22 protein-coding genes are annotated in these 22,294 nt (G+C 42.0%); 3 read left to right on the plus strand and 19 right to left on the minus strand.

Going from position 1 to position 22,294, the window contains the following annotated elements; all coding sequences use genetic code 11:
* Positions 1 to 519 precede the first annotated feature (519 nt).
* From ykgO to asnC, 17 genes are all read right to left on the minus strand, one after another.
* Positions 520 to 660 (minus strand): type B 50S ribosomal protein L36, encoded by a 141-nt coding sequence (ykgO, locus tag LGZ99_RS20125; protein ID WP_036845286.1) that lies wholly within the window; start codon positions 658 to 660, stop codon positions 520 to 522.
* 17 nt (positions 661 to 677) lie between these two features.
* Positions 678 to 932 carry a type B 50S ribosomal protein L31 gene (locus LGZ99_RS20130; protein WP_031280907.1) on the minus strand — a complete coding sequence of 85 codons (255 nt, stop codon included), beginning with the start codon at positions 930 to 932 and terminating at the stop codon, positions 678 to 680.
* Between the two features lie 151 nt (positions 933 to 1,083).
* Entirely contained in the window at positions 1,084 to 2,913 is a 1,830-nt protein-coding gene (gene glmS / locus LGZ99_RS20135; RefSeq protein WP_262979502.1) for a glutamine--fructose-6-phosphate transaminase (isomerizing), read from the minus strand.
* Positions 2,914 to 3,020: 107 nt separating this feature from the next.
* The gene (gene glmU, locus LGZ99_RS20140) at positions 3,021 to 4,391 is read right to left on the minus strand and encodes a bifunctional UDP-N-acetylglucosamine diphosphorylase/glucosamine-1-phosphate N-acetyltransferase GlmU (RefSeq protein WP_036841031.1); all 1,371 of its coding nucleotides are present in this window, start codon (positions 4,389 to 4,391) and stop codon (positions 3,021 to 3,023) included.
* A 128-nt stretch (positions 4,392 to 4,519) separates the two neighbouring features.
* Entirely contained in the window at positions 4,520 to 4,942 is a 423-nt protein-coding gene (locus LGZ99_RS20145; RefSeq protein WP_021325024.1) for a F0F1 ATP synthase subunit epsilon, read from the minus strand.
* Positions 4,943 to 4,963: 21 nt separating this feature from the next.
* Complete coding sequence (gene atpD / locus LGZ99_RS20150) at positions 4,964 to 6,346, minus strand: F0F1 ATP synthase subunit beta (protein ID WP_021325025.1); 1,383 nt, start codon at positions 6,344 to 6,346, stop codon at positions 4,964 to 4,966.
* A gap of 34 nt (positions 6,347 to 6,380) precedes the next feature.
* Positions 6,381 to 7,244 carry a F0F1 ATP synthase subunit gamma gene (gene atpG, locus LGZ99_RS20155; RefSeq protein ID WP_023044944.1) on the minus strand — a complete coding sequence of 288 codons (864 nt, stop codon included), beginning with the start codon at positions 7,242 to 7,244 and terminating at the stop codon, positions 6,381 to 6,383.
* A gap of 58 nt (positions 7,245 to 7,302) precedes the next feature.
* Positions 7,303 to 8,844 carry a F0F1 ATP synthase subunit alpha gene (gene atpA / locus LGZ99_RS20160; RefSeq protein ID WP_036841030.1) on the minus strand — a complete coding sequence of 514 codons (1,542 nt, stop codon included), beginning with the start codon at positions 8,842 to 8,844 and terminating at the stop codon, positions 7,303 to 7,305.
* A gap of 14 nt (positions 8,845 to 8,858) precedes the next feature.
* The gene (gene atpH, locus LGZ99_RS20165; RefSeq protein ID WP_021325027.1) at positions 8,859 to 9,392 is read right to left on the minus strand and encodes a F0F1 ATP synthase subunit delta; all 534 of its coding nucleotides are present in this window, start codon (positions 9,390 to 9,392) and stop codon (positions 8,859 to 8,861) included.
* A gap of 12 nt (positions 9,393 to 9,404) precedes the next feature.
* Positions 9,405 to 9,875 carry a F0F1 ATP synthase subunit B gene (gene atpF, locus LGZ99_RS20170; RefSeq protein ID WP_021325028.1) on the minus strand — a complete coding sequence of 157 codons (471 nt, stop codon included), beginning with the start codon at positions 9,873 to 9,875 and terminating at the stop codon, positions 9,405 to 9,407.
* A 58-nt stretch (positions 9,876 to 9,933) separates the two neighbouring features.
* Positions 9,934 to 10,173 carry a F0F1 ATP synthase subunit C gene (gene atpE, locus LGZ99_RS20175; protein ID WP_000429386.1) on the minus strand — a complete coding sequence of 80 codons (240 nt, stop codon included), beginning with the start codon at positions 10,171 to 10,173 and terminating at the stop codon, positions 9,934 to 9,936.
* A gap of 48 nt (positions 10,174 to 10,221) precedes the next feature.
* Positions 10,222 to 11,046: a F0F1 ATP synthase subunit A gene (gene atpB / locus LGZ99_RS20180; RefSeq protein WP_023044945.1), complete on the minus strand. Its 825-nt coding sequence runs from the start codon at positions 11,044 to 11,046 to the stop codon at positions 10,222 to 10,224.
* A 30-nt stretch (positions 11,047 to 11,076) separates the two neighbouring features.
* Positions 11,077 to 11,454 carry a F0F1 ATP synthase subunit I gene (gene atpI, locus LGZ99_RS20185; protein ID WP_021325030.1) on the minus strand — a complete coding sequence of 126 codons (378 nt, stop codon included), beginning with the start codon at positions 11,452 to 11,454 and terminating at the stop codon, positions 11,077 to 11,079.
* Positions 11,455 to 12,062: 608 nt separating this feature from the next.
* The gene (gene rsmG / locus LGZ99_RS20190; RefSeq protein WP_021325031.1) at positions 12,063 to 12,683 is read right to left on the minus strand and encodes a 16S rRNA (guanine(527)-N(7))-methyltransferase RsmG; all 621 of its coding nucleotides are present in this window, start codon (positions 12,681 to 12,683) and stop codon (positions 12,063 to 12,065) included.
* A gap of 13 nt (positions 12,684 to 12,696) precedes the next feature.
* Entirely contained in the window at positions 12,697 to 14,586 is a 1,890-nt protein-coding gene (mnmG, locus tag LGZ99_RS20195) for a tRNA uridine-5-carboxymethylaminomethyl(34) synthesis enzyme MnmG (protein ID WP_021325032.1), read from the minus strand.
* Between the two features lie 380 nt (positions 14,587 to 14,966).
* Positions 14,967 to 15,407, minus strand: coding sequence for an FMN-binding protein MioC (mioC, locus tag LGZ99_RS20200; RefSeq protein ID WP_021325033.1), 441 nt, complete (start codon positions 15,405 to 15,407; stop codon positions 14,967 to 14,969).
* Between the two features lie 91 nt (positions 15,408 to 15,498).
* The gene (asnC, locus tag LGZ99_RS20205; RefSeq protein ID WP_023044946.1) at positions 15,499 to 15,960 is read right to left on the minus strand and encodes a transcriptional regulator AsnC; all 462 of its coding nucleotides are present in this window, start codon (positions 15,958 to 15,960) and stop codon (positions 15,499 to 15,501) included.
* Positions 15,961 to 16,125: 165 nt separating this feature from the next.
* Between asnC and asnA the strand changes: the two genes are divergently transcribed.
* Positions 16,126 to 17,118 carry an aspartate--ammonia ligase gene (gene asnA / locus LGZ99_RS20210; RefSeq protein ID WP_021325035.1) on the plus strand — a complete coding sequence of 331 codons (993 nt, stop codon included), beginning with the start codon at positions 16,126 to 16,128 and terminating at the stop codon, positions 17,116 to 17,118.
* A 6-nt stretch (positions 17,119 to 17,124) separates the two neighbouring features.
* Here asnA and viaA read toward each other — a convergent pair whose 3' ends face one another.
* The gene (gene viaA, locus LGZ99_RS20215) at positions 17,125 to 18,582 is read right to left on the minus strand and encodes an ATPase RavA stimulator ViaA (protein WP_023044947.1); all 1,458 of its coding nucleotides are present in this window, start codon (positions 18,580 to 18,582) and stop codon (positions 17,125 to 17,127) included.
* A gap of 4 nt (positions 18,583 to 18,586) precedes the next feature.
* A complete protein-coding gene (gene ravA, locus LGZ99_RS20220) occupies positions 18,587 to 20,089 on the minus strand; it encodes an ATPase RavA (RefSeq protein ID WP_023044948.1) in 1,503 nt (500 codons plus the stop codon).
* 266 nt (positions 20,090 to 20,355) lie between these two features.
* Between ravA and rbsD the strand changes: the two genes are divergently transcribed.
* Together rbsD and rbsA are read left to right on the plus strand one after the other, a co-directional pair.
* Positions 20,356 to 20,775 (plus strand): D-ribose pyranase, encoded by a 420-nt coding sequence (gene rbsD, locus LGZ99_RS20225; protein ID WP_023044949.1) that lies wholly within the window; start codon positions 20,356 to 20,358, stop codon positions 20,773 to 20,775.
* A 7-nt stretch (positions 20,776 to 20,782) separates the two neighbouring features.
* Complete coding sequence (rbsA, locus tag LGZ99_RS20230) at positions 20,783 to 22,288, plus strand: ribose ABC transporter ATP-binding protein RbsA (RefSeq protein ID WP_262979503.1); 1,506 nt, start codon at positions 20,783 to 20,785, stop codon at positions 22,286 to 22,288.
* The last annotated feature ends 6 nt before the right edge of the window (positions 22,289 to 22,294 follow it).

The raw sequence follows: 22,294 nt of genomic DNA on the forward strand, positions 1-22,294 counted from the left end.
TATTGGTATTAAGCAGGATCACACATGGCAAAGATTGGCTATATCCGGGTATCAATAAATGACCAAGATAATGGTTTATAGAGAAATACGTTAATAAGAGTAAATTATGAACTATTTTTTAGGGTAGATTTGTAGAAATAACAACCAACTGAAGGTTTAATTCTATATAGCTTTCCATAATACCGATACACTTGTGCCTTTTGTTTTCTTTTTGAACAATGTTGGTTCTGTAACCTATCTCATTGATTTTACGTATTGCTTAGATGAAAAGGTTGTATGTCTTGGTACACAAGGGTTGGTTGGAAGTGGAGCATAATTATGAAATCTTATTTAGACTATACAGCAAACATTTATAAGGTTTCATTTTGCGTAAAATATAACTTTTCTTCATCTGGAATTTAATGATGCTAACTTCCTTCTCAAACAAAGTTTAGGTTAGATTAGTTATTCTCAAGATGATTACAAATAAAATACAGAAAAGAAACTCGCAGTTATAAGCTGCGAGTTTTACTATTAGTATCAGCGTTTCTTTTTCTTCCCTTGAACTGCCTTAAAACGTGGATTGGATTTACAAATAACATACAACCTGCCCCAACGGCGTACGATTTTGCAATCTGGGTGACGGGTTTTCGCCGTTTTAAGTGAACTTAATACCTGCATTTCTACGATCCCTCAATTTATTTACTGCCAATAAAACGCCCAAATTTTTTCTGGAATCGTGCTGTGCTGCCTTCTTGAGACAAAGTTTTCTGCTTACCTGTATAAAAAGGATGTGATTCCGATGATACATCAACAGTCACATACGGATACTCTTCTCCATTTAAGGTAATTGTCCGCTCAGTACGAATAGTGGAGCCAACTGTAAAGTAGGCATTAGCACTGGTATCGTGAAATACGACTACCCGGTAGTTTGGATGGATATCTGGTTTCATAACTTCACCAAAAATGTAATAATATAACATTACAGTATCGCAATTTATTTTTATCATCAAGAAAATAATGAGAAATTTTCTCAATTAAACACAAAAAGCCCCTGTATTTTTAATGTACAGGGGCTTATTTTAATTTCTTATTATAAAGCGATTATTCTACAGTCACTGACTTAGCCAGGTTACGAGGCTGATCAACATCGGTTCCTTTAATCAGCGCAACATGATAAGAGAGCAGTTGCAACGGCACGGTATAAAATATTGGAGCAATCAGTTCTTCAACATGTGGTAATGGAATGATCTTCATTCCTTCGCTGTCTGTAAAACCCGCATCCTGATCAGCAAATACATATAGCAATCCGCCACGAGCACGTACTTCCTCAATATTGGATTTCAATTTTTCCAGCAGTTCATTGTTTGGAGCTACAATGATGACTGGCATATCTGCATCAATCAGTGCCAATGGGCCATGTTTTAATTCGCCTGCGGCATAAGCCTCTGCATGGATGTAAGAAATTTCTTTTAATTTCAGCGCCCCTTCAACCGCAATCGGATACTGATCACCACGGCCAAGGAATAAAGCGTGGTGCTTATCAGAAAAATCTTCTGCTAGCACCTCGATAATTTTATCTTTCGACAGCATGCTTTCGATGCGGCTTGGCAGTGCATGTAATGCATGAACAATTTCTTGCTCCTGTTCAGCATTAACACCTTTTAAACGTCCAAGATAAGCCACCAGCATTAGCAATACTGTTAGCTGGGTTGTGAACGCTTTAGTTGAAGCAACGCCAATTTCTGCACCAGCCTTGGTCATCAAAGCAAAATCAGATTCACGTACCAAAGAAGAACCAGCCACATTACAAACCGTCAACGATGTGAGGTATCCAAGCTCTTTGGATAAACGCAGTGCTGCCAGCGTATCTGCGGTTTCACCCGATTGAGACAATGTAATTAATAAGCTTCCCGGACGACGAGCCGATTTGCGGTAACGGAATTCAGAGGCAATTTCCACATCACAAGAAATACCCGCCAATGCTTCAAACCAGTAGCGGGAAACCATACCTGCATTATAGGATGTACCACAGGCAACAATCTGAATATGTTCAACTTTAGATAACAATTCAGCTGCATTAGGACCAAGTTCAGACAAATCTATCTGCCCATGACTTAAGCGCCCTTCCAGAGTGCTTTTGATTGCCATTGGCTGTTCATAGATCTCTTTTTGCATGTAGTGACGGTAAACACCTTTGTCACCAGCATCATACTGAATATTGGATTCGATCTGCTCCCGTTCAACCGGTTCGCCCTGAGTATTAAAAATATGCACAGTACGGCGAGTTACTTCCGCAATATCACCTTCTTCAAGAAAGATAAAACGACGGGTAACGGGCAACAGAGCCAGTTGATCAGACGCAAGAAAGTTTTCCCCAACGCCTAAACCAATAACCAGAGGACTACCTGATCTTGCAGCGATTATTGTCCCAGGATCACGGCTATCCATGATAACTGCACCATACGCACCACGAAGCTGGGGAATAACACGCTGGACAGCCTCCAGCAAGGTACCACTCTGTTTTTGCTCCCAATGAACAAGGTGGGCAATAACTTCTGTATCAGTATCTGATGTAAACTGATAACCACGCTCAATTAACTGAACCCGCAATTCTTCGTAATTCTCAATAATGCCGTTGTGAACAACAGCAATATAATCAGATACATGCGGGTGAGCATTTTTCTCGTTTGGTTCACCGTGTGTAGCCCAACGGGTGTGCGCAATACCTGTCCCACCAAGGACTGGTTGCTTGTCAACCTCATCAGCAAGTATTTGCACCTTACCGACTTCACGCAGGCGAAGCATATTATTTTCGTTATCAACAACCGCCAGCCCAGCGGAGTCGTAACCACGGTATTCCAAACGACGAAGCCCTTCGATCAGGATTTCAGCAATATCTCGTTGTGCTACTGCACCAACAATTCCACACATCAGTTTTATTCCTAAAAACAGGGCTGATGAAAGCCCTTTATATGTCACGAACCTGATTGTTTTCCGGCTTTGCCGGTCCCCGAGCCTGTAGAGTGGGGATTATTATTTTATTTTTTCTTTACTGGGCGTTTCCAACCCTGAATATGGGTTTGCTTAATTCTGCTTACTACCAATTCATTTTCAGCGATACTTTTTGTCACTGTTGTCCCCGCACCAATTGTTGCGCCTTTGGCAACAGTCACTGGCGCAACAAGCTGAGTATCAGAACCAACAAAAACATCGTCGCCAATGACGGTTTTGAATTTATTAGCACCATCGTAGTTACAGGTAATAGTACCTGCACCAATATTCACATTACGTCCAATCTCAGCATCACCAAGATAAGTCAGATGTCCCGCTTTAGAGCCCTTACCCAAATAAGATTTCTTCATCTCAACGAAATTCCCTACATGGGCTTTTTCAGCGAGTTTAGAACCAGGACGCAAACGGGCAAAAGGCCCAACAGTACAACCAACTTCCATTTCAGAATCTTCAACAACAGTATATGGACTAAGAATAGAATCATCGCCGATAATACAATTCTTTAATATGCAACCTGTGCCAATTTGCACGTTATTACCAAGGGTTACATTACCTTCTATAATGACATTGGTATCAATAACCACATCACAGCCATGAGTCAGTGTACCGCGTAAATCAAAACGAGCGGGATCCAACAGCATAACGCCCGCCAGTAATAATTTTGCTGCTTGTTCAGATTGATAGATACGCTCAAGAGTGGAAAGCTGGAGGCGATTATTCACACCTTCCATTTCACTCAGGCGGCTTGGATGTACTGCTTCAATTTTTCGGCCTTCTTTATAAGCCAGAGCAATCACATCAGTAAGGTAGTATTCACTTTGAGCATTGTTGTTATCCAATTGGGACAACCAACGTTTTAAATCACCACCATTAGCGACCAGAATACCTGTATTGATTTCATTGATTTTTCGTTGATCTTCAGTCGCGTCTTTTTGCTCAATGATTCCGGTTACTTCTCCGTTTTCACGAACAATGCGACCATAACCCGTTGGATTATCCAGAATCGCTGTCAGTAAACCAATACCACCTTCAGGTTTAACCGCCAGCAGACGTTCAAGAGTATCTGCTCCAATCAGAGGCACATCGCCATACAGTATCAGAATATCTTCATCATCAGTAAAATAGGGTGCAGCCTGTTGCATTGCATGTCCAGTCCCTAACTGCTCTGACTGTAATACCCAATTCAACTTTTGATCAGATAAAGCATGCTTCATCAGATCACCACCATGTCCATAAACTAGATGAACATTTTTAGCATCCAACGCCATTGCAGTATCAATCACATGCTGAACCATAGGTTTACCGGCCAGCAAGTGCAGTACTTTAGGGAGATCAGAATACATGCGGGTTCCTTTACCCGCGGCAAGGATCACAACACTTTTTGCACTGTTAGACATAAGAAACCTGATAACTCCAATTTAAGAGAAAAAAGTAAACCTGTTTGCGAGATAAATTACTACATATTTCGCAATACAAAAAAGCCAGTTAGCTTTCACCAACTGGCTTTTTTCTTTAACTGCCTGTATTACATCGCCTTTTTTGTCAGCTCGATTACACGAAGTTTTGCAATCGCTTTAGACAATTCAGCTGATGCCTGAGCATAGTCAACATCACCGTGAGAATTACGGATGTGTTCTTCAGCTTTACGCTTAGATTCCAGCGCTTTAGCTTCATCCAAATCTTTACCACGGATCGCAGTGTCAGCCAGTACGATAACGCCGCTCGGTTGTACCTCAAGGATACCACCAGAAAGGTAAATAACCTCTTCTTCACCGAACTGCTTAACAATGCGTACCATGCCAGATTTTATGGCAGTAAGTAGTGGAGCATGTCCCGGGTAAATACCCAACTCACCTTCACTACCTGTCACCTGAATTTTCTGTACCAAACCTTCAAACATCCCGCTCTCAGCACTGACAACATTCAGATGGTAAGTCATCGCAGCCATGTCAACCTCCGGTCAGCCGTTTTAAAGTTTCTTCGCTTTTTCCACAGCTTCTTCGATGGTACCAACCATGTAGAACGCTTGTTCTGGCAGGTGGTCATAGTCGCCGTCCAGGATTCCTTTAAAGCCACGGATAGTGTCTTTCAAGGAAACGAACTTACCTGGTGAACCTGTAAACACTTCTGCAACGAAGAATGGCTGAGACAGGAAGCGCTGGATCTTACGAGCACGCGCAACCACCAGCTTATCGTCTTCTGACAGTTCATCCATACCTAGGATAGCGATGATGTCTTTTAGTTCCTGATAACGTTGCAGGATAGATTGAACGCCACGGGCAACATTATAGTGTTCCTGACCAACAACCAATGGATCGAGCTGACGACTGGTGGAATCCAGCGGATCCACCGCAGGGTAAATACCCAGAGAGGCAATCTGACGACTCAGTACTACAGTTGCGTCCAAGTGGGCGAAAGTCGTCGCTGGAGATGGGTCAGTCAAGTCATCCGCAGGTACGTAAACAGCCTGTACAGAAGTGATAGAACCGGTTTTAGTGGAAGTAATACGTTCTTGCAGAACACCCATTTCTTCCGCCAGAGTTGGCTGATAGCCTACCGCTGATGGCATACGACCTAGCAATGCAGACACTTCGGTACCCGCCAAGGTATAACGATAGATGTTATCAACGAACAGCAGAACGTCACGGCCTTCATCACGGAATTTTTCAGCCATTGTCAGCCCAGTCAGAGCAACACGTAGACGGTTTCCTGGTGGCTCATTCATCTGACCATATACCAGAGATACTTTATCCAGTACGTTAGAGTCGGTCATTTCGTGGTAGAAATCGTTACCTTCACGGGTACGTTCACCTACACCGGCAAATACGGAGTAACCTGAATGCTCAATCGCGATGTTACGGATCAGCTCCATCATGTTTACGGTTTTACCTACACCCGCACCACCGAACAGACCCACTTTACCACCCTTGGCGAATGGGCAAATCAGGTCCATTACTTTGATACCGGTTTCCAGCAGCTCTTGAGAGTTAGATAACTCTTCATAGCTTGGAGCCGAGCGGTGAATAGCCCAACGCTCTTCTTCGCCGATATCACCTTTCATGTCGATTGGTTCACCCAATACGTTCATGATACGGCCAAGTGTCGCTTTACCAACTGGAACTTCGATTGGGTGACCTAAATCAGTAACACTTAAACCACGGCTTAAGCCATCAGAAGTACCCATTGCAATACAACGAACAACGCCGCCGCCCAACTGCTGCTGTACTTCCAGCACCAATTTAGCTTCGCCGTTTTGAACCTCAAGTGCATCGTATACTTTTGGTACGGTATCTTGAGGGAATTCGACGTCCACCACGGCGCCGATTACCTGGATAATCTTTCCAGTAGCCATCTTGAATCCTCTACGTAATTCGTAAACCTAGCTGTTAAACCGCGGAAGCACCCGAGACAATCTCGGTCAGCTCCTGAGTTATGCTGGCCTGACGAGCTTTGTTATAAACCAACTGCAGCTCTTTGATCAGGCTGCCACCATTATCAGTCGCGGCTTTCATCGCCACCATTCGTGCGGCCTGTTCACTAGCCAGGTTTTCAACGACGCCCTGATAAACCTGCGATTCTACATAACGACGCAGCAGTATATCCAGCAACGCCTTAGGATCAGGTTCGTATAAATAGTCCCAGGATTTCTTCTTCAGCGTCTCATCATCTCCGGCAGGCAGAGGCAACAGCTGAGTAATAGTAGGTTCCTGAGACATTGTATTGATGAACTTATTTGTCACCACATACAATTTATCCAGACGTCCTTCATCGTATGCTCGCAACATGATATTAACCGGCCCGATTAATTCGGACAGTGAAGGGTTATCTCCCATGCCTGTTACCTGAGCAACAACGTTGCCCCCAACAGAAGCAAAGAAAGAGGTCGCCTTAGAGCCGATAAGCGCCAGATCACACTGGACACCTTTATCAGACCAGTCTTTCATGTCTAACAACAGTTTTTTGAACAGATTAGTGTTCAAACCACCACACAAGCCACGATCGGTAGAAACAACCAGATACCCGACACGTTTGGTTTCACGTTCTTCGAGGTATGGGTGTTTATATTCCAGATTACCTAACGCAAGGTGACCAATCACGCTGCGTATGGTTTCTGCATAAGGACGGCTGGCCGCCATGCGATCCTGCGTTTTACGCATTTTGGACGCAGCAACCATCTCCATCGCTTTAGTGATTTTTTGCGTGTTTTGCACGCTGGCGATCTTGGTACGTATCTCTTTTGCGCCGGCCATTCCTGATTCTCCTCATTAACCAGACGGCCCATGTTTAATTAAACCGGGCCGAATAGTGTTACCAGGACTGAGTTGCTTTGAAGGAGTTAAGCAGAGCATTCAGCTTTGCTTCGATCTCATCATTGTAACCACCAGACTGGTCAATCTCTTTCAGAAGATCAGCATGTTCACGGCTGGCATACGCAAGCAGCGCAGACTCGAAATCAATAACTTTAGCAATTTCGATATCTTCCAGATAACCACGCTCCGCAGAAAACAGAGACAGTGACTGCTGTGCAACAGACATTGGTGCATACTGTTTCTGTTTCAGCAACTCAGTTACTTTTTGACCATGATCCAACTGCTTACGGGTTGCATCATCAAGGTCAGAAGCAAACTGAGAAAACGCTGCCAGTTCGCGGTACTGAGCCAAAGCAGTACGGATACCACCAGACAACTTCTTCACGATCTTAGTCTGAGCTGCACCACCGACACGGGATACAGAGATCCCTGGGTTAACTGCCGGACGAATACCCGCGTTGAACAGACTGGATTCCAGGAAGATCTGACCATCAGTAATTGAAATAACGTTTGTCGGTACGAATGCTGATACATCACCTGCCTGAGTTTCAATGATAGGCAGAGCCGTCAGAGAACCCGTTTTACCTTTCACTTCGCCATTAGTGAATTTTTCTACATATTCAGCGTTAACACGCGCAGCACGCTCCAGCAAACGGGAATGCAGATAGAAAACGTCACCTGGGAATGCTTCACGCCCTGGCGGACGACGCAGCAACAGGGAAATTTGACGATAAGCAACAGCTTGCTTAGACAAATCATCGTAAACAATCAGCGCGTCTTCACCGCGATCGCGGAAATATTCGCCCATTGCACAACCAGAATATGGCGCTAGGTATTGTAATGCAGCAGATTCTGAAGCAGTCGCAACGACGACAATAGTATTGGCAAGAGCACCATGTTCTTCTAATTTACGAACAACGTTCGCAATAGTAGAAGCTTTCTGACCAACTGCGACATAAACACATTTAATGCCTGAGCCACGCTGGTTAATAATTGCATCAATAGCCAGTGCTGTTTTACCCGTCTGACGGTCACCGATAATCAGTTCACGTTGACCACGACCGATAGGGATCATGGCGTCAACAGATTTATAACCAGTCTGTACCGGCTGATCAACAGATTGACGGTCGATAACGCCCGGAGCAATCATTTCAACAGCAGAGAAACCATCATGCTCAACAGGACCTTTGCCATCAATTGGCTCACCCAGCGTGTTTACTACACGACCAAGCAGACCACGACCAACAGGAACTTCAAGAATACGGCCAGTACATTTGACCTTCATGCCTTCTGCTAAGTCAGCATACGGGCCCATCACAACCGCACCTACGGAGTCGCGCTCCAGGTTCAATGCGATTGCATAACGATTGCCAGGCAGTGCGATCATCTCACCCTGCATAACTTCGGCTAAACCGTGAATACGAATGATACCGTCATTAACAGATACAATCGTACCTTCATTGTGAGCTTCACTCACTACATTGAACTGAGCAATGCGCTGCTTGATCAGTTCGCTGATTTCGGTGGAATTCAGTTGCATATGCTCCAGTCCCCTTAAGACTGCAAGACGTCTGTTAAGCGATCTAAACGGCCACGAATACTGCCATCGATCACCAAATCACCTGCGCGGACGACCACACCAGCAATAACAGACTTATCAATTTTGCAATTCAGCTTAACTTTGCGTGACAGACGTTTTTCCATCGCTGCAGAAATTTTAGCCAGCTGTTGTTCACTCAGTTCGGCTGCAGAAATCACTTCAACATCAACGGTTGATTCAAGTGACGCACGCAATTGAATAAATTGCTGCAAAACTTCAGGTAACGCCAATAAGCGACCGTTTTCTGCCATAACACGAATAAAGTTCTGAGCATGTTCATCAACCTGTTCACCGCAAATTGCGATAAAGGCATTAGCTAATGTTTCTGATGCCAATGAACCGGAAAGCAGCTCACCAACTTGCTCATTACGAGTCACTTCAGCTGTGAACACCAGCATATTCTGCCATTGTTCTAGCGATTGTTTTTCCACAGCAAAGTCAAAAGCTGCTTTGGCGTAGGGGCGAGCTACAGTAGCGAATTCAGACATGCCCCTCCCTCCTTACAGTTCAGCGACCAGTTTATCAACGATGTCGCTGTTAGCAGCTTCATCCACGGAACGTTCGATGATTTTCTCGGCACCTATGATAGCCAACATAGCGACCTGCTTACGCAACTCTTCCCGAGCACGCTTACGTTCGGCATCAATTTCTGCCTGAGCTTGCGCTACGATTCTGTTACGTTCCTGCTCAGCTTCCGCTTTTGCATCATCAAGGATCTGGGCTTTTTGTTTATTAGCCTGTTCGATGATGACCTGAGCTTCCGCTTTTGCTTTCTTCATTTGGTCGGTCGCATTGGCTTGCGCTAAGTCCAAGTCCTTTTTGGCGCGTTCCGCAGAAGATAAACCGTCAGCAATTTCTTTTTGACGCTTTTCAATGGCCGCCATGATTGGTGGCCATACAAACTTCATACAGAACATAACAAACAGGACAAACGCAATGGCCTGGCCGAGGATTGTTGCATTAAGATTCACAGCACAATACCTCTTTTTAAATTAATGAGTTGACGTAGTTTCGGATTTTTTCTGCAAACTACGCGACAGCAAACATTACGTACAAGCCAAGGCCCACAGCAATCATCGGGATGGCGTCAACCAGACCCATAACGATAAAGAACTGTGTACGCAGCAGAGGGATTAAATCCGGCTGACGAGCAGCGCCTTCCAAAAATTTACCTCCGAGGATGCCGATACCGATCGCAGCACCGATTGCCGCCAGACCCATCATTACAGCGGCAGCCATGTACAGCAGATCCATATTCAGGTTTTCCATGACAGTCTCCAGTTTGTTTCAGTTAAAACACAGTTATTGTGGTAAAAATTAATGTTCTTCAGATGCCATCGACAGATAAACAATCGTCAGAACCATGAAAATAAAGGCTTGTAACGTAATAATCAGTATGTGGAAGATAGCCCAAGGCAGGCTGAGCATCCACTGCGACCACCACGGTAACAGACCCGCTATAAGAATAAAGATCAATTCACCTGCATACATGTTACCAAACAGTCGCAGACCGAGTGATACCGGTTTTGAAAGCAGGCTAACCCCTTCCAGAATTAAGTTAACTGGAATAAACAATGGATGATTAAAAGGCTGTAAAGCCAGCTCTTTTGTAAAACCACCAACTCCTTTCATCTTAATGCTGTAGTAGAGGATGAGGACAAAGACACCAATAGCCATCGACAAGGTAATACTGACATCTGCTGTTGGTACAACACGCAGAGCAGGTAAGCCGAAGACATGTTCACCGATATAAGGGAGAAAATCTATTGGCAGTAAGTCCATCACGTTCATTAATAACACCCAGACGAACACGGTCAGTGCCAAAGGGGCAATAACTTTGCTCTTGCCGTGATACATATCACGGACACTGTTATCAACAAAACCCATGATTAATTCTATAGCAGTCTGAAGTTTGCCAGGTACGCCACTGGTGGCATTAACCGCAACCTTTCTGAATACATACAGAAATAAAATCCCTAATACGACTGAGAAAAAAAGCGAGTCAATGTTCAACGTCCAGAACGTTGCAGAACCACCAGAGTTGGGATCGACCAACTCAAAGGTACGTAGGTCCAACTGAAGGTTATTCAGGTGGTGGCCTATGTAGTCCCTTGCAGTTGAAACTTCTCCTGATGCAGACATGATGCCTCTTACCCTTTTGTTGTTGAAAACCTAACCGTTTATCACAGCTGGTGCGATGATCTGCACAACCAGCACCGCTAAATAAGTCAAACCCAGTGGTGCAAACGCCGCTTTAAACACGCCTAAAGCAACAACCAGCACAGCTATTGCAATAATAACCTTCAACCCTTCGCCAACAGCGAAAGACCATGCAACACGTACAGGAACACCTTCTTCTTTTACTTTCTGAAAACTGGCAAATAGCATAAAAATGGCATTAGATAACCAACATGCTAATCCACCAGCAAAAGCAGAAGTGCCCCATTCTATACTTTTGGTACAAAAAGCCACACTGAGAACAACAAAAGTCATTAACTGCAAAAAAAGCAGTTTCAGTGCAATTCTACCGCTGTAAAGGGATACAGACATGACTTTTGTTTTCTCCCCTTGCACGCCTTGCATATCAGGTTTTGCTAAATGTTGTATAAAACTGCCTTTGCTTAAGTGTGTCAAGTGACAAAAACGTGCAAATTATACGGGCAGCCAAAATGAATTCAATCCATAAGTAACGAAAAGGTGAACAATTATTTAAATTTTTTACTCCGGTGCTAGATTGTAAGCTAATTATTGTGCTGATTTTCTCTCTCTAATAATTTCATGCTCTCAAACTTAAATGTGATTTGAATCACATAAAATTTTCATTTGTTAGTTATATTTAACATTCACCGGGAATATAAATAGAAAACATTAACAGTCAAATCAATAAGTTAATTTAAATTAATAGGAAAAGGTTATTATATTATTGACTTAAATTACCAAACTAATTTTTAGCTGCTTTAAAAAAGCGAATCTGATGAAAAAACGCTTTATCTGATTTTTAAAGTCCCAACTATCTTAATATCAAGATAACGTTATTTTTATGTAATAACGCGGTAAATTAAAGCTGAAACGAGACAAATCATAATTGACGATGTTGACCACAGTATATTGTGCTCAACATCACTAATTATTTATAACTTTATTGACAAATAACAAACTTAGTTTGATTTAAGGATCACCAGATGGCGTTGCCCTTCCAGTTCAGGAACATCTAACTGAATAACTGAATCAACAACAATTCCGGAAGGTAACATGGCAAATTCTTCCTCAGGGAGCACACCTTTAAGCGCATAGAATCGCCCATGAACAGACTCAGGCAAATGGCAACACCAAGAAACCATATCCTGTAATGAGGCAAAAGCACGGCTTATAACACCATCAAAAAGCGGCTCAGAAGAGTACGTTTCAACCCGGCTTTGAACTGGTTCTATATTCTCCAAACCAAGTTCATGTTGAACCTGGCGTAAGAATCTGACTCTTTTACCTAAACTATCCAACAATGTGAAATGAGAATCTGGGCGAACAATAGCTAACGGGATCCCCGGTAACCCCGGACCTGTGCCTACGTCGATAAAACGATGTCCTTGCAGATAAGGGCTGACAACAATGCTATCCATAATATGACGCACCAGCATTTGCTCTGGCTCACGGACAGACGTGAGATTATAGGCTTTATTCCATTTGTTGAGCATATCAACATAAGCCATGAGCTGCTGTTTTTGCTGTTGTGAAAGTGCTATTCCTGCTTTAGTCAGCAGAAACTCTAGTTTATTAAGCACAATAAAAATCCTCTCAGGCACTACGGCGCAGTAAGCCCTGTTTTTTCAGCCATACAAGTAAAATTGAAATTGCAGCAGGTGTTACCCCTGAAATGCGTGAAGCCTGACCAATTGAATTTGGTTTGTGATCATTGAGCTTAGCGACAACTTCATTAGAAAGACCGCTAACTTGACGGTAATCAAGATCAATCGGTAATGATGTGTTTTCATTACGCAATTGTTTTTCAATTTCTTCCTGTTGACGGGCAATGTACCCTTCATATTTGACCTGAATTTCAACCTGATCAGCTGCCTGAGGTTCTTTAAGTCCAGGTGAAAATAGTCGCAATGAAGTTAGGATTTCATAATTCATTTCAGGGCGACGCAATAGATCTTCACCATTAGCTTCTTTCGATAATGGCATTTTTAATATGTTATTGATGTCACCAAGATTATTTGCATGAGGATGAATCCAAATGTTACGCAAACGCTGACGTTCCTGTTCGATCATCTCCACTTTACGGCAATAATGTTCCCAGCGGTAATCATCCACCAATCCTAATTCGTGGCCCTTTTCTGTCAGACGAAGGTCAGCATTATCTTCGCGTAACATCAAACGATATTCAGCCCGGGAGGTAAACATACGGTATGGTTCTTTAGTGCCCAGAGTACATAAATCATCAACCAGGACACCAATATAAGCTTGATCACGACGAGGGAACCATCCCTCTTCTTCAGAAGCGTAACGGGCTGCGTTAAGCCCAGCCAAAAGCCCTTGAGCAGCAGCTTCTTCATAACCAGTCGTACCATTGATTTGCCCGGCAAAGAATAAACCGTGGATAAATTTACTTTCCAGTGTCTGTTTCAGATCTCTTGGATCAAAGAAGTCATATTCTATTGCATAACCTGGGCGAACAATGCAGGCGTTTTCCATCCCTTTCATGGAATGAACAATTTGCATCTGTACATCAAATGGCAAGCTGGTAGAAATACCATTTGGATAAATTTCATTACTTGTCAGTCCTTCTGGTTCAAGAAAGATCTGATGAGCATTGCGATCCGCAAAACGCATAACTTTATCTTCGATCGAAGGACAGTAACGTGGACCGATCCCTTCAATGATCCCTGCATACATTGGGCTGCGATCTAAATTATTGCGGATCACATCGTGTGTTTTTTCATTGGTATGAGTGATATAGCATGGCATCTGTTGCGGATGCTGCCCCACATTTCCAAGAAAAGAGAATACAGGTGTTGGATTATCACTTAGTTGTTGTGTTAGCTGACTAAAATCAATAGTTCTGGCATCAATACGCGGTGGCGTACCTGTTTTTAATCTGTTTACACGTAAAGGTAGATCACGTAAACGCTGTGCTAATGAGATTGCAGGAGGATCTCCAGCCCTTCCACCACTGTAATTTTCCAGACCGATATGGATTTTACCATCAAGGAATGTCCCTACAGTCAGAACAACTGCTTTGGCCCTGAATTTAAGTCCCATACGAGTCACAGCACCAGTGACAGTATCGTTTTCAACAATGAGATCTTCTACAGGTTGTTGGAAAATCATTAAGTTAGGCTGATTTTCTAATGCTGTTCGTATGGCTTGACGGTAAAGAACCCTGTCAGCTTGAGCACGTGTTGCGCGGACAGCGGGTCCTTTACTGGCATTTAAGGTTCTAAACTGAATACCAGCCTGATCGGTGGCTTTAGCCATTAAGCCACCCAGAGCGTCAATTTCTTTAACCAGATGTCCTTTACCGATCCCACCGATGGCTGGGTTACATGACATTTGGCCCAAAGTATCAATATTGTGAGTCAGTAATAAGGTTTGACGGCCCATACGAGCAGCTGCCATAGCAGCTTCAGTACCGGCGTGACCACCACCGATAATGATGACGTCAAATTGCTCTGGATAAAACATGGTGATGAACCTTCAGTTATAAGAATGCTTAGTGTTGCATTAAGGGAAGATAATTCTACTCAAGTTTAGACGATAGACCAAGTAGGTAAGATCGCCGGTAATTAAAAGAAGATCTTTTTTATTTAAAGATCTCTTTATTAGATCTTTTATTAGGATCATGATCTTTTGTGGATAAGTTATTTTTACTTAGAAAGATCATAACATTGTAAAGGATCATTTACTGTGAATGATCCGTGATCCTAGCCGGTATAAACTGGGATCTAAACAGCAAGTTATTCACAGTGTGATTATGCATTGATAGTTATACTATGGATAACTACGGGTTAACCCCCGCTTTTTATATGAGTTATCCACAATCGTTCGCTGTTTTTTTGTTCAAATCAGAGTGAGTTTGCCCAAATTTTAACCCATTCTTCTGCGGGATCTTCGGGGATCTCATGTTGTTGGATATCAATTTCCAGACGATCGCCGAGGCGTTTGGCCCCATTTTCCACCAATAGTTGATCAAGCGATCTTATTGCCCCACAGAAAGTATCGTATTCAGAACTGCCAATACCAACAGCACCAAATGTTACTTTGCTGAGATCAGGTTTTTGTTTAGAAATTTCTTCTGCCAGTGGTTGTATATTTTCTGGTAATTCCCCAGCCCCATGTGTGGATGTGACTACCAACCAGAGCCCTTCTTGAGGAAGTTCATTGAGAGAGGGGCCATGCAGCATTTCGGTGGAAAAACCAGCATCTTCCAGAATTTCAGCCATATGTTCAGCTACGTATTCAGCACTGCCCATAGTGCTGCCGCTGATTAAGGTAATAGTGGCCATAGTGATCCCTACAGATTTCAAGAGCGGCTATTGTACGCTGTGAATCTGTTGGGATCTACCTGTGGATAATGTGGTTATAACAAATTTTATCTTATGGCTTGATTGTTCGCATAATCGGGTTTTGCAAGGAGATCAGGGTTTCTGTTGATTGGATCTCATCGATAGTCTGTATTTTGTTGATAAGTACATCTTGAAGAGATTCAATTGAGCGGCACATAACTTTAGTAAAGATGCTGTAGTGGCCTGTTGTATAGTAGACTTCAACGACTTCATTCAGGTTACTTAATTTTTTTAGGGCTGATGGGTAATCTTTAGCGCTTTTAAGAATAATGCCAATAAAGCAACAAACATCATAACCAAGTTGTTTAGTACTGATATCTACTCTGGTACCGGTGATGATCCCTGCTTGCTTCATTTTTTCTACACGAACATGAATAGTTCCTGGGCTGACAGCAAATTTCTTTGCCAGTTCGGCATAAGGTGTACGTGCGTTGTCCATTAAAGCGTGAAGTATGTCACGGTCCAGATTATCGATCTGATAAATTTCTGCCATTTTCAGCTCCATTTTTTATCGAATTTTCATTTTTTCTATATTAAAAATGAATTTTATAAAGCATAAAGACTATTTTTATTAAAGTATATTGAATTTATACCTCATTCTATTGCTTAATGTTTGCAACAGGGCATCAGGGCTACCTAAAAATTTGAGAATAATATTATGAAAAAGTCATTTATTGAGAAGCAGCAACAAATTAGTTTCGTGAAATCCTTTTTTTCCCGTTTGCTGGAAAGCAAGCTGGGTCTGATTGAAGTACAAGGGCCAATCCTAAGTTGTTTGGGTGATGGTATTCAGGATAACTTGTCCGGCCATGAAAAGGCTGTTCAGGTGAAAGTGAAAACGTTACCGGATTCAACTTTCGAAGTAGTGCATTCACTGGCTAAATGGAAACGTAAGACACTGGGCCGTTTTGATTTTCAGCCGGAGCAAGGGCTTTACACCCACATGAAAGCATTGCGTCCGGACGAGGATCGCTTAACACCAATCCACTCTGTTTATGTTGATCAATGGGATTGGGAAAAAGTGATGGGAGATGGGCAACGCTCACTTGCTTATCTAAAACAGACAGTAGGCAAAATTTACGAAGCAATAAAAGAAACAGAAAAAGCTGTCAGCAAAGAGTTTGGTCTGGCACCGTTCCTGCCAGATCAAATTCACTTTGTTCACAGTGAAACGCTTCTGAGCCGTTATCCAGATCTGGATGCAAAAGGTCGCGAACGTGCTATTGCTAAAGAACTGGGTGCTGTTTTCCTCATTGGTATTGGTGCGAAATTATCTGATGGTCAAGCACATGATGTTCGTGCACCGGATTATGACGACTGGACGACGCCAAACAGTGATGGTTTTGCTGGTCTGAACGGCGACATTATTGTCTGGAACCCTGTATTGGAGGATGCTTTTGAGATCTCTTCTATGGGTATCCGTGTTGATGCAGAAGCACTGGAGCGCCAATTGACGCTGACAGGTGATGAAGAGCGCTTGCAATATGATTGGCATCAGGCGTTACTCAAAGACGATATGCCACAGTCGATTGGCGGAGGTATTGGTCAATCCCGTTTGGTGATGTTACTGCTGCAAATGAAACATATCGGTCAGGTTCAATGCAGCATATGGTCACCTGAAGTACGCGAAACGGTAGAAGGCATGCTCTGATTCAATTCAGTGACGCCATTTTCGCAGTAAACGGCTTTTAAGTCCGGTATCAAAACGCCAGATATGATCGAATATCCGCATAATACCGGGCTTACCATATTGGGACATGGAGACCGCATGGAAGCGGTGTTGCTGATGCTGTTGCAGATTTTTTATCTGATGGATTAGTGAGTCCGGTAAACGCTGGGCAATGAAATCTGAAATAACAACAGCATCAGCATCTTTCCAACATTGCTCTTTCATTTTTTCTATTGTGCTTGCCAGACAAAAAGCTAAATCTGTTCCTCCTCTAAAAGTCTGGCTGAGAAAACGAATAGCTTGCTCCAGGCCATCAGGTGAAGATAGTTCATAGTGCACAATTTCTGTAGCAAATAACATGATGTGACAGTTACGATCATCTGCTAATGCAATGCGTAACAGTGCCAGACAAAAAGCTTTGGCGCATTTTTCATTGAATCCTCCCATAGAGCCGGAAGTATCCACACAGATAATAAATGGCCCTCTTGGCTTTTCCTCCTGATTATAATGAGTGACTGGTCGTAATGTTGTTTTCTGTTGCCAGCTATCGCCTTGTAAGCGATAGGTCAATAAGCGCTTTTCCACCAATCTGCGATAAAATTCATATTCCAGATCTTCAATTCCCAATATTGCCAGTTCTGTTGGTAACAGGCGTAAGATATCATCACTTTGCCCTATGCCATTTACCTGTTCAGGAACGGTATCAGGTGTTCGTTCAATGGTAGTAAATGGTTCGAGAAGATGGCTTTCCTGTGGTTTTGATTTTGCAGATTGGCTACGACCAAGTAATTGAGCCAGTTTTTCCAGTTCTGGTTGTTGGTGAAGAAATTCACTATAGCGAATCAATAACTGTTCATCATTTCGGGAATGGTTTAACTGACTTTTACTCATATCCCATAACCGTCCAGCCGCCCTGTCATTTTCACTGAAAACAGGATCAAGATTACCGCTTAGTGTTAGCCGTTGTTGCAATTCTGCCAGTAATTGCTCTTTTTCTTGTTCCAGTAATTTCTTGTGGAAAGTTGTAGTTTGCAGGATCAAGCTGAGCCGCCATCGTTGGATAAACAGGATTTGTAATGCATTTGAATGCTCGGTAGTGCTGGTTACCAATTTCTGTGCTTCTTCAATAAAAGGGGATTTAATTTGGTTCAGTCTTTCCAGAATATAGGGAAGTTTAAGATAAAAATTATCGGTGTTGGTAGACAGTAATTGTTGATATAACTGAAATTCTTCTGCCAGGGTGGCAGGAATCAGCGCTTCTTTAATTCTTTGTTGTAAATCTTGTTTCCAACCGGGAATGTCTTTCAGTAGTGTACGTTTTAAACGAGGATATTTTTCAAAAAAAATAGCTAACTGAGGTGAAGCCAGAAGAGTTAATATGACTTCTTCTATCAGTTCTCCTTCGTTTATTGACAGTAAAAGATCAAGGGTTGTTAGGCTAATCATTTAGTTAGCTGCCTATTTTTATTTTCAACTGGTTGATTTTATCCGTCAGCTGGATAAAACTTTGTTCTATTGCAGCAAACCAATGGTTCTCAATGAATATACATGGCTGATGCTGACTAAATAATTGGCGTTGATGGTGAATCTCTTGATTAATTTTTTCCAGTTTTTCCAACCACTCGCTGTTTTTTTCGTTTTGTTGATGTTGACTATCTGGTAAATATAAAGTAGAGGAACGACGGCTAATATCAAAAATCTCTGGTTGGTGTGCTGAATTAATTTCGGCTGTTATATCTTGTGGAAAACCGATACCGTTCAGGCGGGCTGGTAAACTCCCTCCTTTATTTATCCAGGTATTTAGCATCTTTTTTTCCGTTTCAATAAAATTGACTTGAATATCATGGATATGAAGAGGTGTATGCAGGAAAAAAGTCAATTTTTCTTCATTGATGTGATCGGGTAGCGAATATTGTATTTTGCGTCCAAACAAACTTGTTTGTTTTTCCAGGTACAACGCCTGCTGATTATTTTTATCCTGACGGGCTTGAATCCATTGGTGATAAAGTGAATCAATTTGCTGAGATGATACTCTTTGCTGATATGCTTGTTCGACCATGAGAGTATTCAGATATTGAGGTAATAATTTGAAAGAGTGAAGATCATACCACAGACAATCTTTCAACAATATTAAATCAAGTGGCGATATTTCTCTTCTGCCGTTGAAGAAAGCGCTAGCTTGTAATAAATGAATTGCTTTTTTCCAGCGTCGGTCTGAAACATAAGGTGAATGTTCTGTCGAATCAAGTTGCTGACGTAGATGATAGATAATATCAAAACAATTCTCTGGTAGGACTATTTTATTAATCTCTTTTTGCCATTGATGAAACTCTTCACTTGTTATCTGAATATTTTCTGGGACAGGGTTATCATTTTCATTTTTTTGGTTAGTAAGTAATGCCCGGAAGTTCTGTTTTTCTTGAATTTTATCCAACCAAATACGGATTAGCATTCGGTCATAAAGAGCCTCAAGGCTACTATCTGCTTCAGGTAATTCATTAGATGCTGTTATCAGTAATCGCATCGGAATTTTCTCTTCTGTATCCCCATTCCTGAATTTTCTTTCGTTAATTGCAGTCAGCAAGGTATTGAGAATTGCCGGGCCGGCTTTCCATATTTCATCGAGAAAGACAATTTCAGTTTCAGGTAAATAGCCGGTGGTCAGTCGCTGATAACGTCCTTCTTCTTTCAATGCTTGAATAGAAAGGGGACCGAAAATTTCTTCGGGAGTGGAGAAACGGGTCATCAGATACTCAAATGCTCTGGCATCACGAAACGCAAATTTTAATCGGCGGGCTATCAGACTTTTTGCGATCCCTGGGGGACCGAGTAGAAAAACACTTTCCCCGCACAGTGCAGCTAGCAGGCATAAACGAATCGTCTGTTGTCTTTCATACAGACCACTCTCCAGATAGTTACTTAAACAAGCTATTTTTTCTGCTAATAATCGCATAATTCATACCAATATTATCTGTTGGGGTAAATAAAATCTAATCACTCTTCTTCATAGATGTTAATCATCATTTATTGATGAAGACTATATTTACCTTAAAAATCGATTCAGCGTCAAATATTCAATAAGTTAACGTTTATTTTCGGTTTTTTTATTGTTGAAACGTTATCGATAACGATCACACTTTTGTATTATTAATGTTGCATTTTAAATGTTACTTTCTATATTACTTTAATAGCGAAACGTTTCGCTAATGGAATAAAAAAATGAAAAAAGGTGCATTACTTAATTCTGAAATTTCAGCCGTAATTTCTCGGCTGGGGCACACTGACCAGATTACAATTGGTGACATTGGGTTACCAATTCCTTCTTCAGCCCAGCGGATTGATTTAGCGCTAACCCAGGGGATCCCTAGTTTTATATCCGTTCTTAATGTCGTGACACAGGAAATGCAGGTTGAAGCTGCATTTTTAGCAGAGGAGATCATTATCTATAATCCTTTGATACATAAATTAATATTATCTCAGATTAAGGAACTGGAGGAACAACAAGGGAATTCAATTATTGTGGAATATATCAGTCATAATATATTGAAAGAGAAGATGAAATATAGCCGAGCGATGATTCGTACTGGAGAGAATTCTCCTTATGCCAATATCATCCTTTGTGCTGGTGTGACTTTCTGAGGTGGTTATGCGACCTGCACTGGAACTAAAAGGAATTAGTAAATCTTTTCCTGGTGTTAAAGCATTATCTGGCGCGGCACTACGTGTTTATCCGGGTAAAGTTATGGCATTGGTAGGGGAGAATGGTGCAGGTAAATCCACGATGATGAAAGTGTTGACCGGAATATATACCAAAGACACAGGTACAATTCATTATTTGGGAAAAGAAGTGATTTTTTCTGATCCTAAATCTTCTCAGGACGCGGGTATTGGGATTATCCATCAAGAATTAAATCTTATTCCCCAACTGACTATTGCAGAAAATATTTTCTTGGGACGTGAATTCGTTAATAAATTTGGTGCTATTGATTGGAAAAAAATGTATCAGGAAGCCGATCGCCTTTTGAAAAAGTTGAATTTAAGTTACAGCAGTCACTGGCGAGTAGCTGAACTTTCTATCGGTGATCAGCAAATGATTGAGATTGCTAAGGTGCTGAGTTTTGAATCCAAAGTTATCATTATGGATGAACCAACTGATGCACTGACTGATACAGAAACTGAATCATTGTTTAACATAATACGTGAACTGACATCGCAGGGGTGCGGTATTGTTTATATCTCTCATCGTCTGAAAGAAATTTTTGAAATTTGCGATGATGTTACGGTATTCCGTGATGGACAATTTATTGGTGAAAAGCCGGTAAAACAGTTAAAAGAAGAGACTCTGATTGAAATGATGGTTGGGCGAAAACTGGAAGAGCAATATCCTCGCCTAAATTTTCCTCGTGGTAAGAAGCGGCTTGAAGTTAAGCAAATTTCTGGTCCCGGTGTGACAAATGTTAGCTTTTCCCTTTATAGCGGAGAAATTCTGGGTATATCGGGGTTAATGGGGGCTGGCCGTACTGAATTAATGAAAATTATTTATGGTGCGTTGCCAAAAACTCAAGGACAAATCACTCTGGATGGGACGCCTGTTGTAACCCGTAATCCTCAGGACGGATTAGCTTGTGGGATTGTTTATATTTCAGAAGATCGGAAGTGTGATGGATTAGTTTTGGATATGTCAGTTAAAGAGAATATGTCTCTTACCGCTTTACGTTATTTTAGTAATAAATCAGGTAGCCTGAACCATAAAAAAGAGCAGCAGGCAGTCAATGACTTTATCAAGTTATTTAATATCAAAACACCTTCAATGGAGCAGACGATTGGCCTACTTTCTGGAGGTAATCAGCAAAAGGTGGCAATTGCTCGTGGATTAATGACCAGACCAAAAATTCTTATCTTGGATGAGCCGACTCGGGGAGTCGATGTCGGTGCAAAAAAAGAAATTTATAAACTCATTAATCAGTTCAAAAAAGAGGGCTTGAGTATCATCCTTGTCTCTTCTGAAATGCCGGAAGTGATAGGAATGAGTGATCGTATTTTGGTCATGTATGAAGGTCATATCAGCGGAGAATTTTTTGCTGAACAGGCAACTCAAGAAATTTTGATGGCGGCGGCTGTTGGTAAACAATATGGAACGATTCGGGAGTAATTCAGT

This window comes from Photorhabdus temperata (assembly GCF_025384845.1).
Taxonomy (GTDB): domain Bacteria; phylum Pseudomonadota; class Gammaproteobacteria; order Enterobacterales; family Enterobacteriaceae; genus Photorhabdus; species Photorhabdus temperata.

Bases quoted from the DNA above. Each gene is read 5' to 3' on its own strand.
- glmU (WP_036841031.1), bottom strand. From the start codon at position 4,391: ATGTCTAACAGTGCAAAAAGTGTTGTGATCCTTGCCGCGGGTAAAGGA.
- glmS (WP_262979502.1), bottom strand. From the start codon at position 2,913: ATGTGTGGAATTGTTGGTGCAGTAGCACAACGAGATATTGCTGAAATC.
- LGZ99_RS20145 (WP_021325024.1), bottom strand. From the start codon at position 4,942: ATGGCTGCGATGACTTACCATCTGAATGTTGTCAGTGCTGAGAGCGGG.
- viaA (WP_023044947.1), bottom strand. From the start codon at position 18,582: ATGATTAGCCTAACAACCCTTGATCTTTTACTGTCAATAAACGAAGGA.
- asnA (WP_021325035.1), top strand. From the start codon at position 16,126: ATGAAAAAGTCATTTATTGAGAAGCAGCAACAAATTAGTTTCGTGAAA.
- rbsA (WP_262979503.1), top strand. From the start codon at position 20,783: ATGCGACCTGCACTGGAACTAAAAGGAATTAGTAAATCTTTTCCTGGT.
- asnC (WP_023044946.1), bottom strand. From the start codon at position 15,960: ATGGCAGAAATTTATCAGATCGATAATCTGGACCGTGACATACTTCAC.
- atpI (WP_021325030.1), bottom strand. From the start codon at position 11,454: ATGTCTGTATCCCTTTACAGCGGTAGAATTGCACTGAAACTGCTTTTT.
- rbsD (WP_023044949.1), top strand. From the start codon at position 20,356: ATGAAAAAAGGTGCATTACTTAATTCTGAAATTTCAGCCGTAATTTCT.
- atpG (WP_023044944.1), bottom strand. From the start codon at position 7,244: ATGGCCGGCGCAAAAGAGATACGTACCAAGATCGCCAGCGTGCAAAAC.
- atpD (WP_021325025.1), bottom strand. From the start codon at position 6,346: ATGGCTACTGGAAAGATTATCCAGGTAATCGGCGCCGTGGTGGACGTC.
- mioC (WP_021325033.1), bottom strand. From the start codon at position 15,407: ATGGCCACTATTACCTTAATCAGCGGCAGCACTATGGGCAGTGCTGAA.
- atpA (WP_036841030.1), bottom strand. From the start codon at position 8,844: ATGCAACTGAATTCCACCGAAATCAGCGAACTGATCAAGCAGCGCATT.
- atpH (WP_021325027.1), bottom strand. From the start codon at position 9,392: ATGTCTGAATTCGCTACTGTAGCTCGCCCCTACGCCAAAGCAGCTTTT.
- LGZ99_RS20130 (WP_031280907.1), bottom strand. From the start codon at position 932: ATGAAACCAGATATCCATCCAAACTACCGGGTAGTCGTATTTCACGAT.
- ykgO (WP_036845286.1), bottom strand. From the start codon at position 660: ATGCAGGTATTAAGTTCACTTAAAACGGCGAAAACCCGTCACCCAGAT.
- ravA (WP_023044948.1), bottom strand. From the start codon at position 20,089: ATGCGATTATTAGCAGAAAAAATAGCTTGTTTAAGTAACTATCTGGAG.
- atpB (WP_023044945.1), bottom strand. From the start codon at position 11,046: ATGTCTGCATCAGGAGAAGTTTCAACTGCAAGGGACTACATAGGCCAC.
- mnmG (WP_021325032.1), bottom strand. From the start codon at position 14,586: ATGTTTTATCCAGAGCAATTTGACGTCATCATTATCGGTGGTGGTCAC.
- atpE (WP_000429386.1), bottom strand. From the start codon at position 10,173: ATGGAAAACCTGAATATGGATCTGCTGTACATGGCTGCCGCTGTAATG.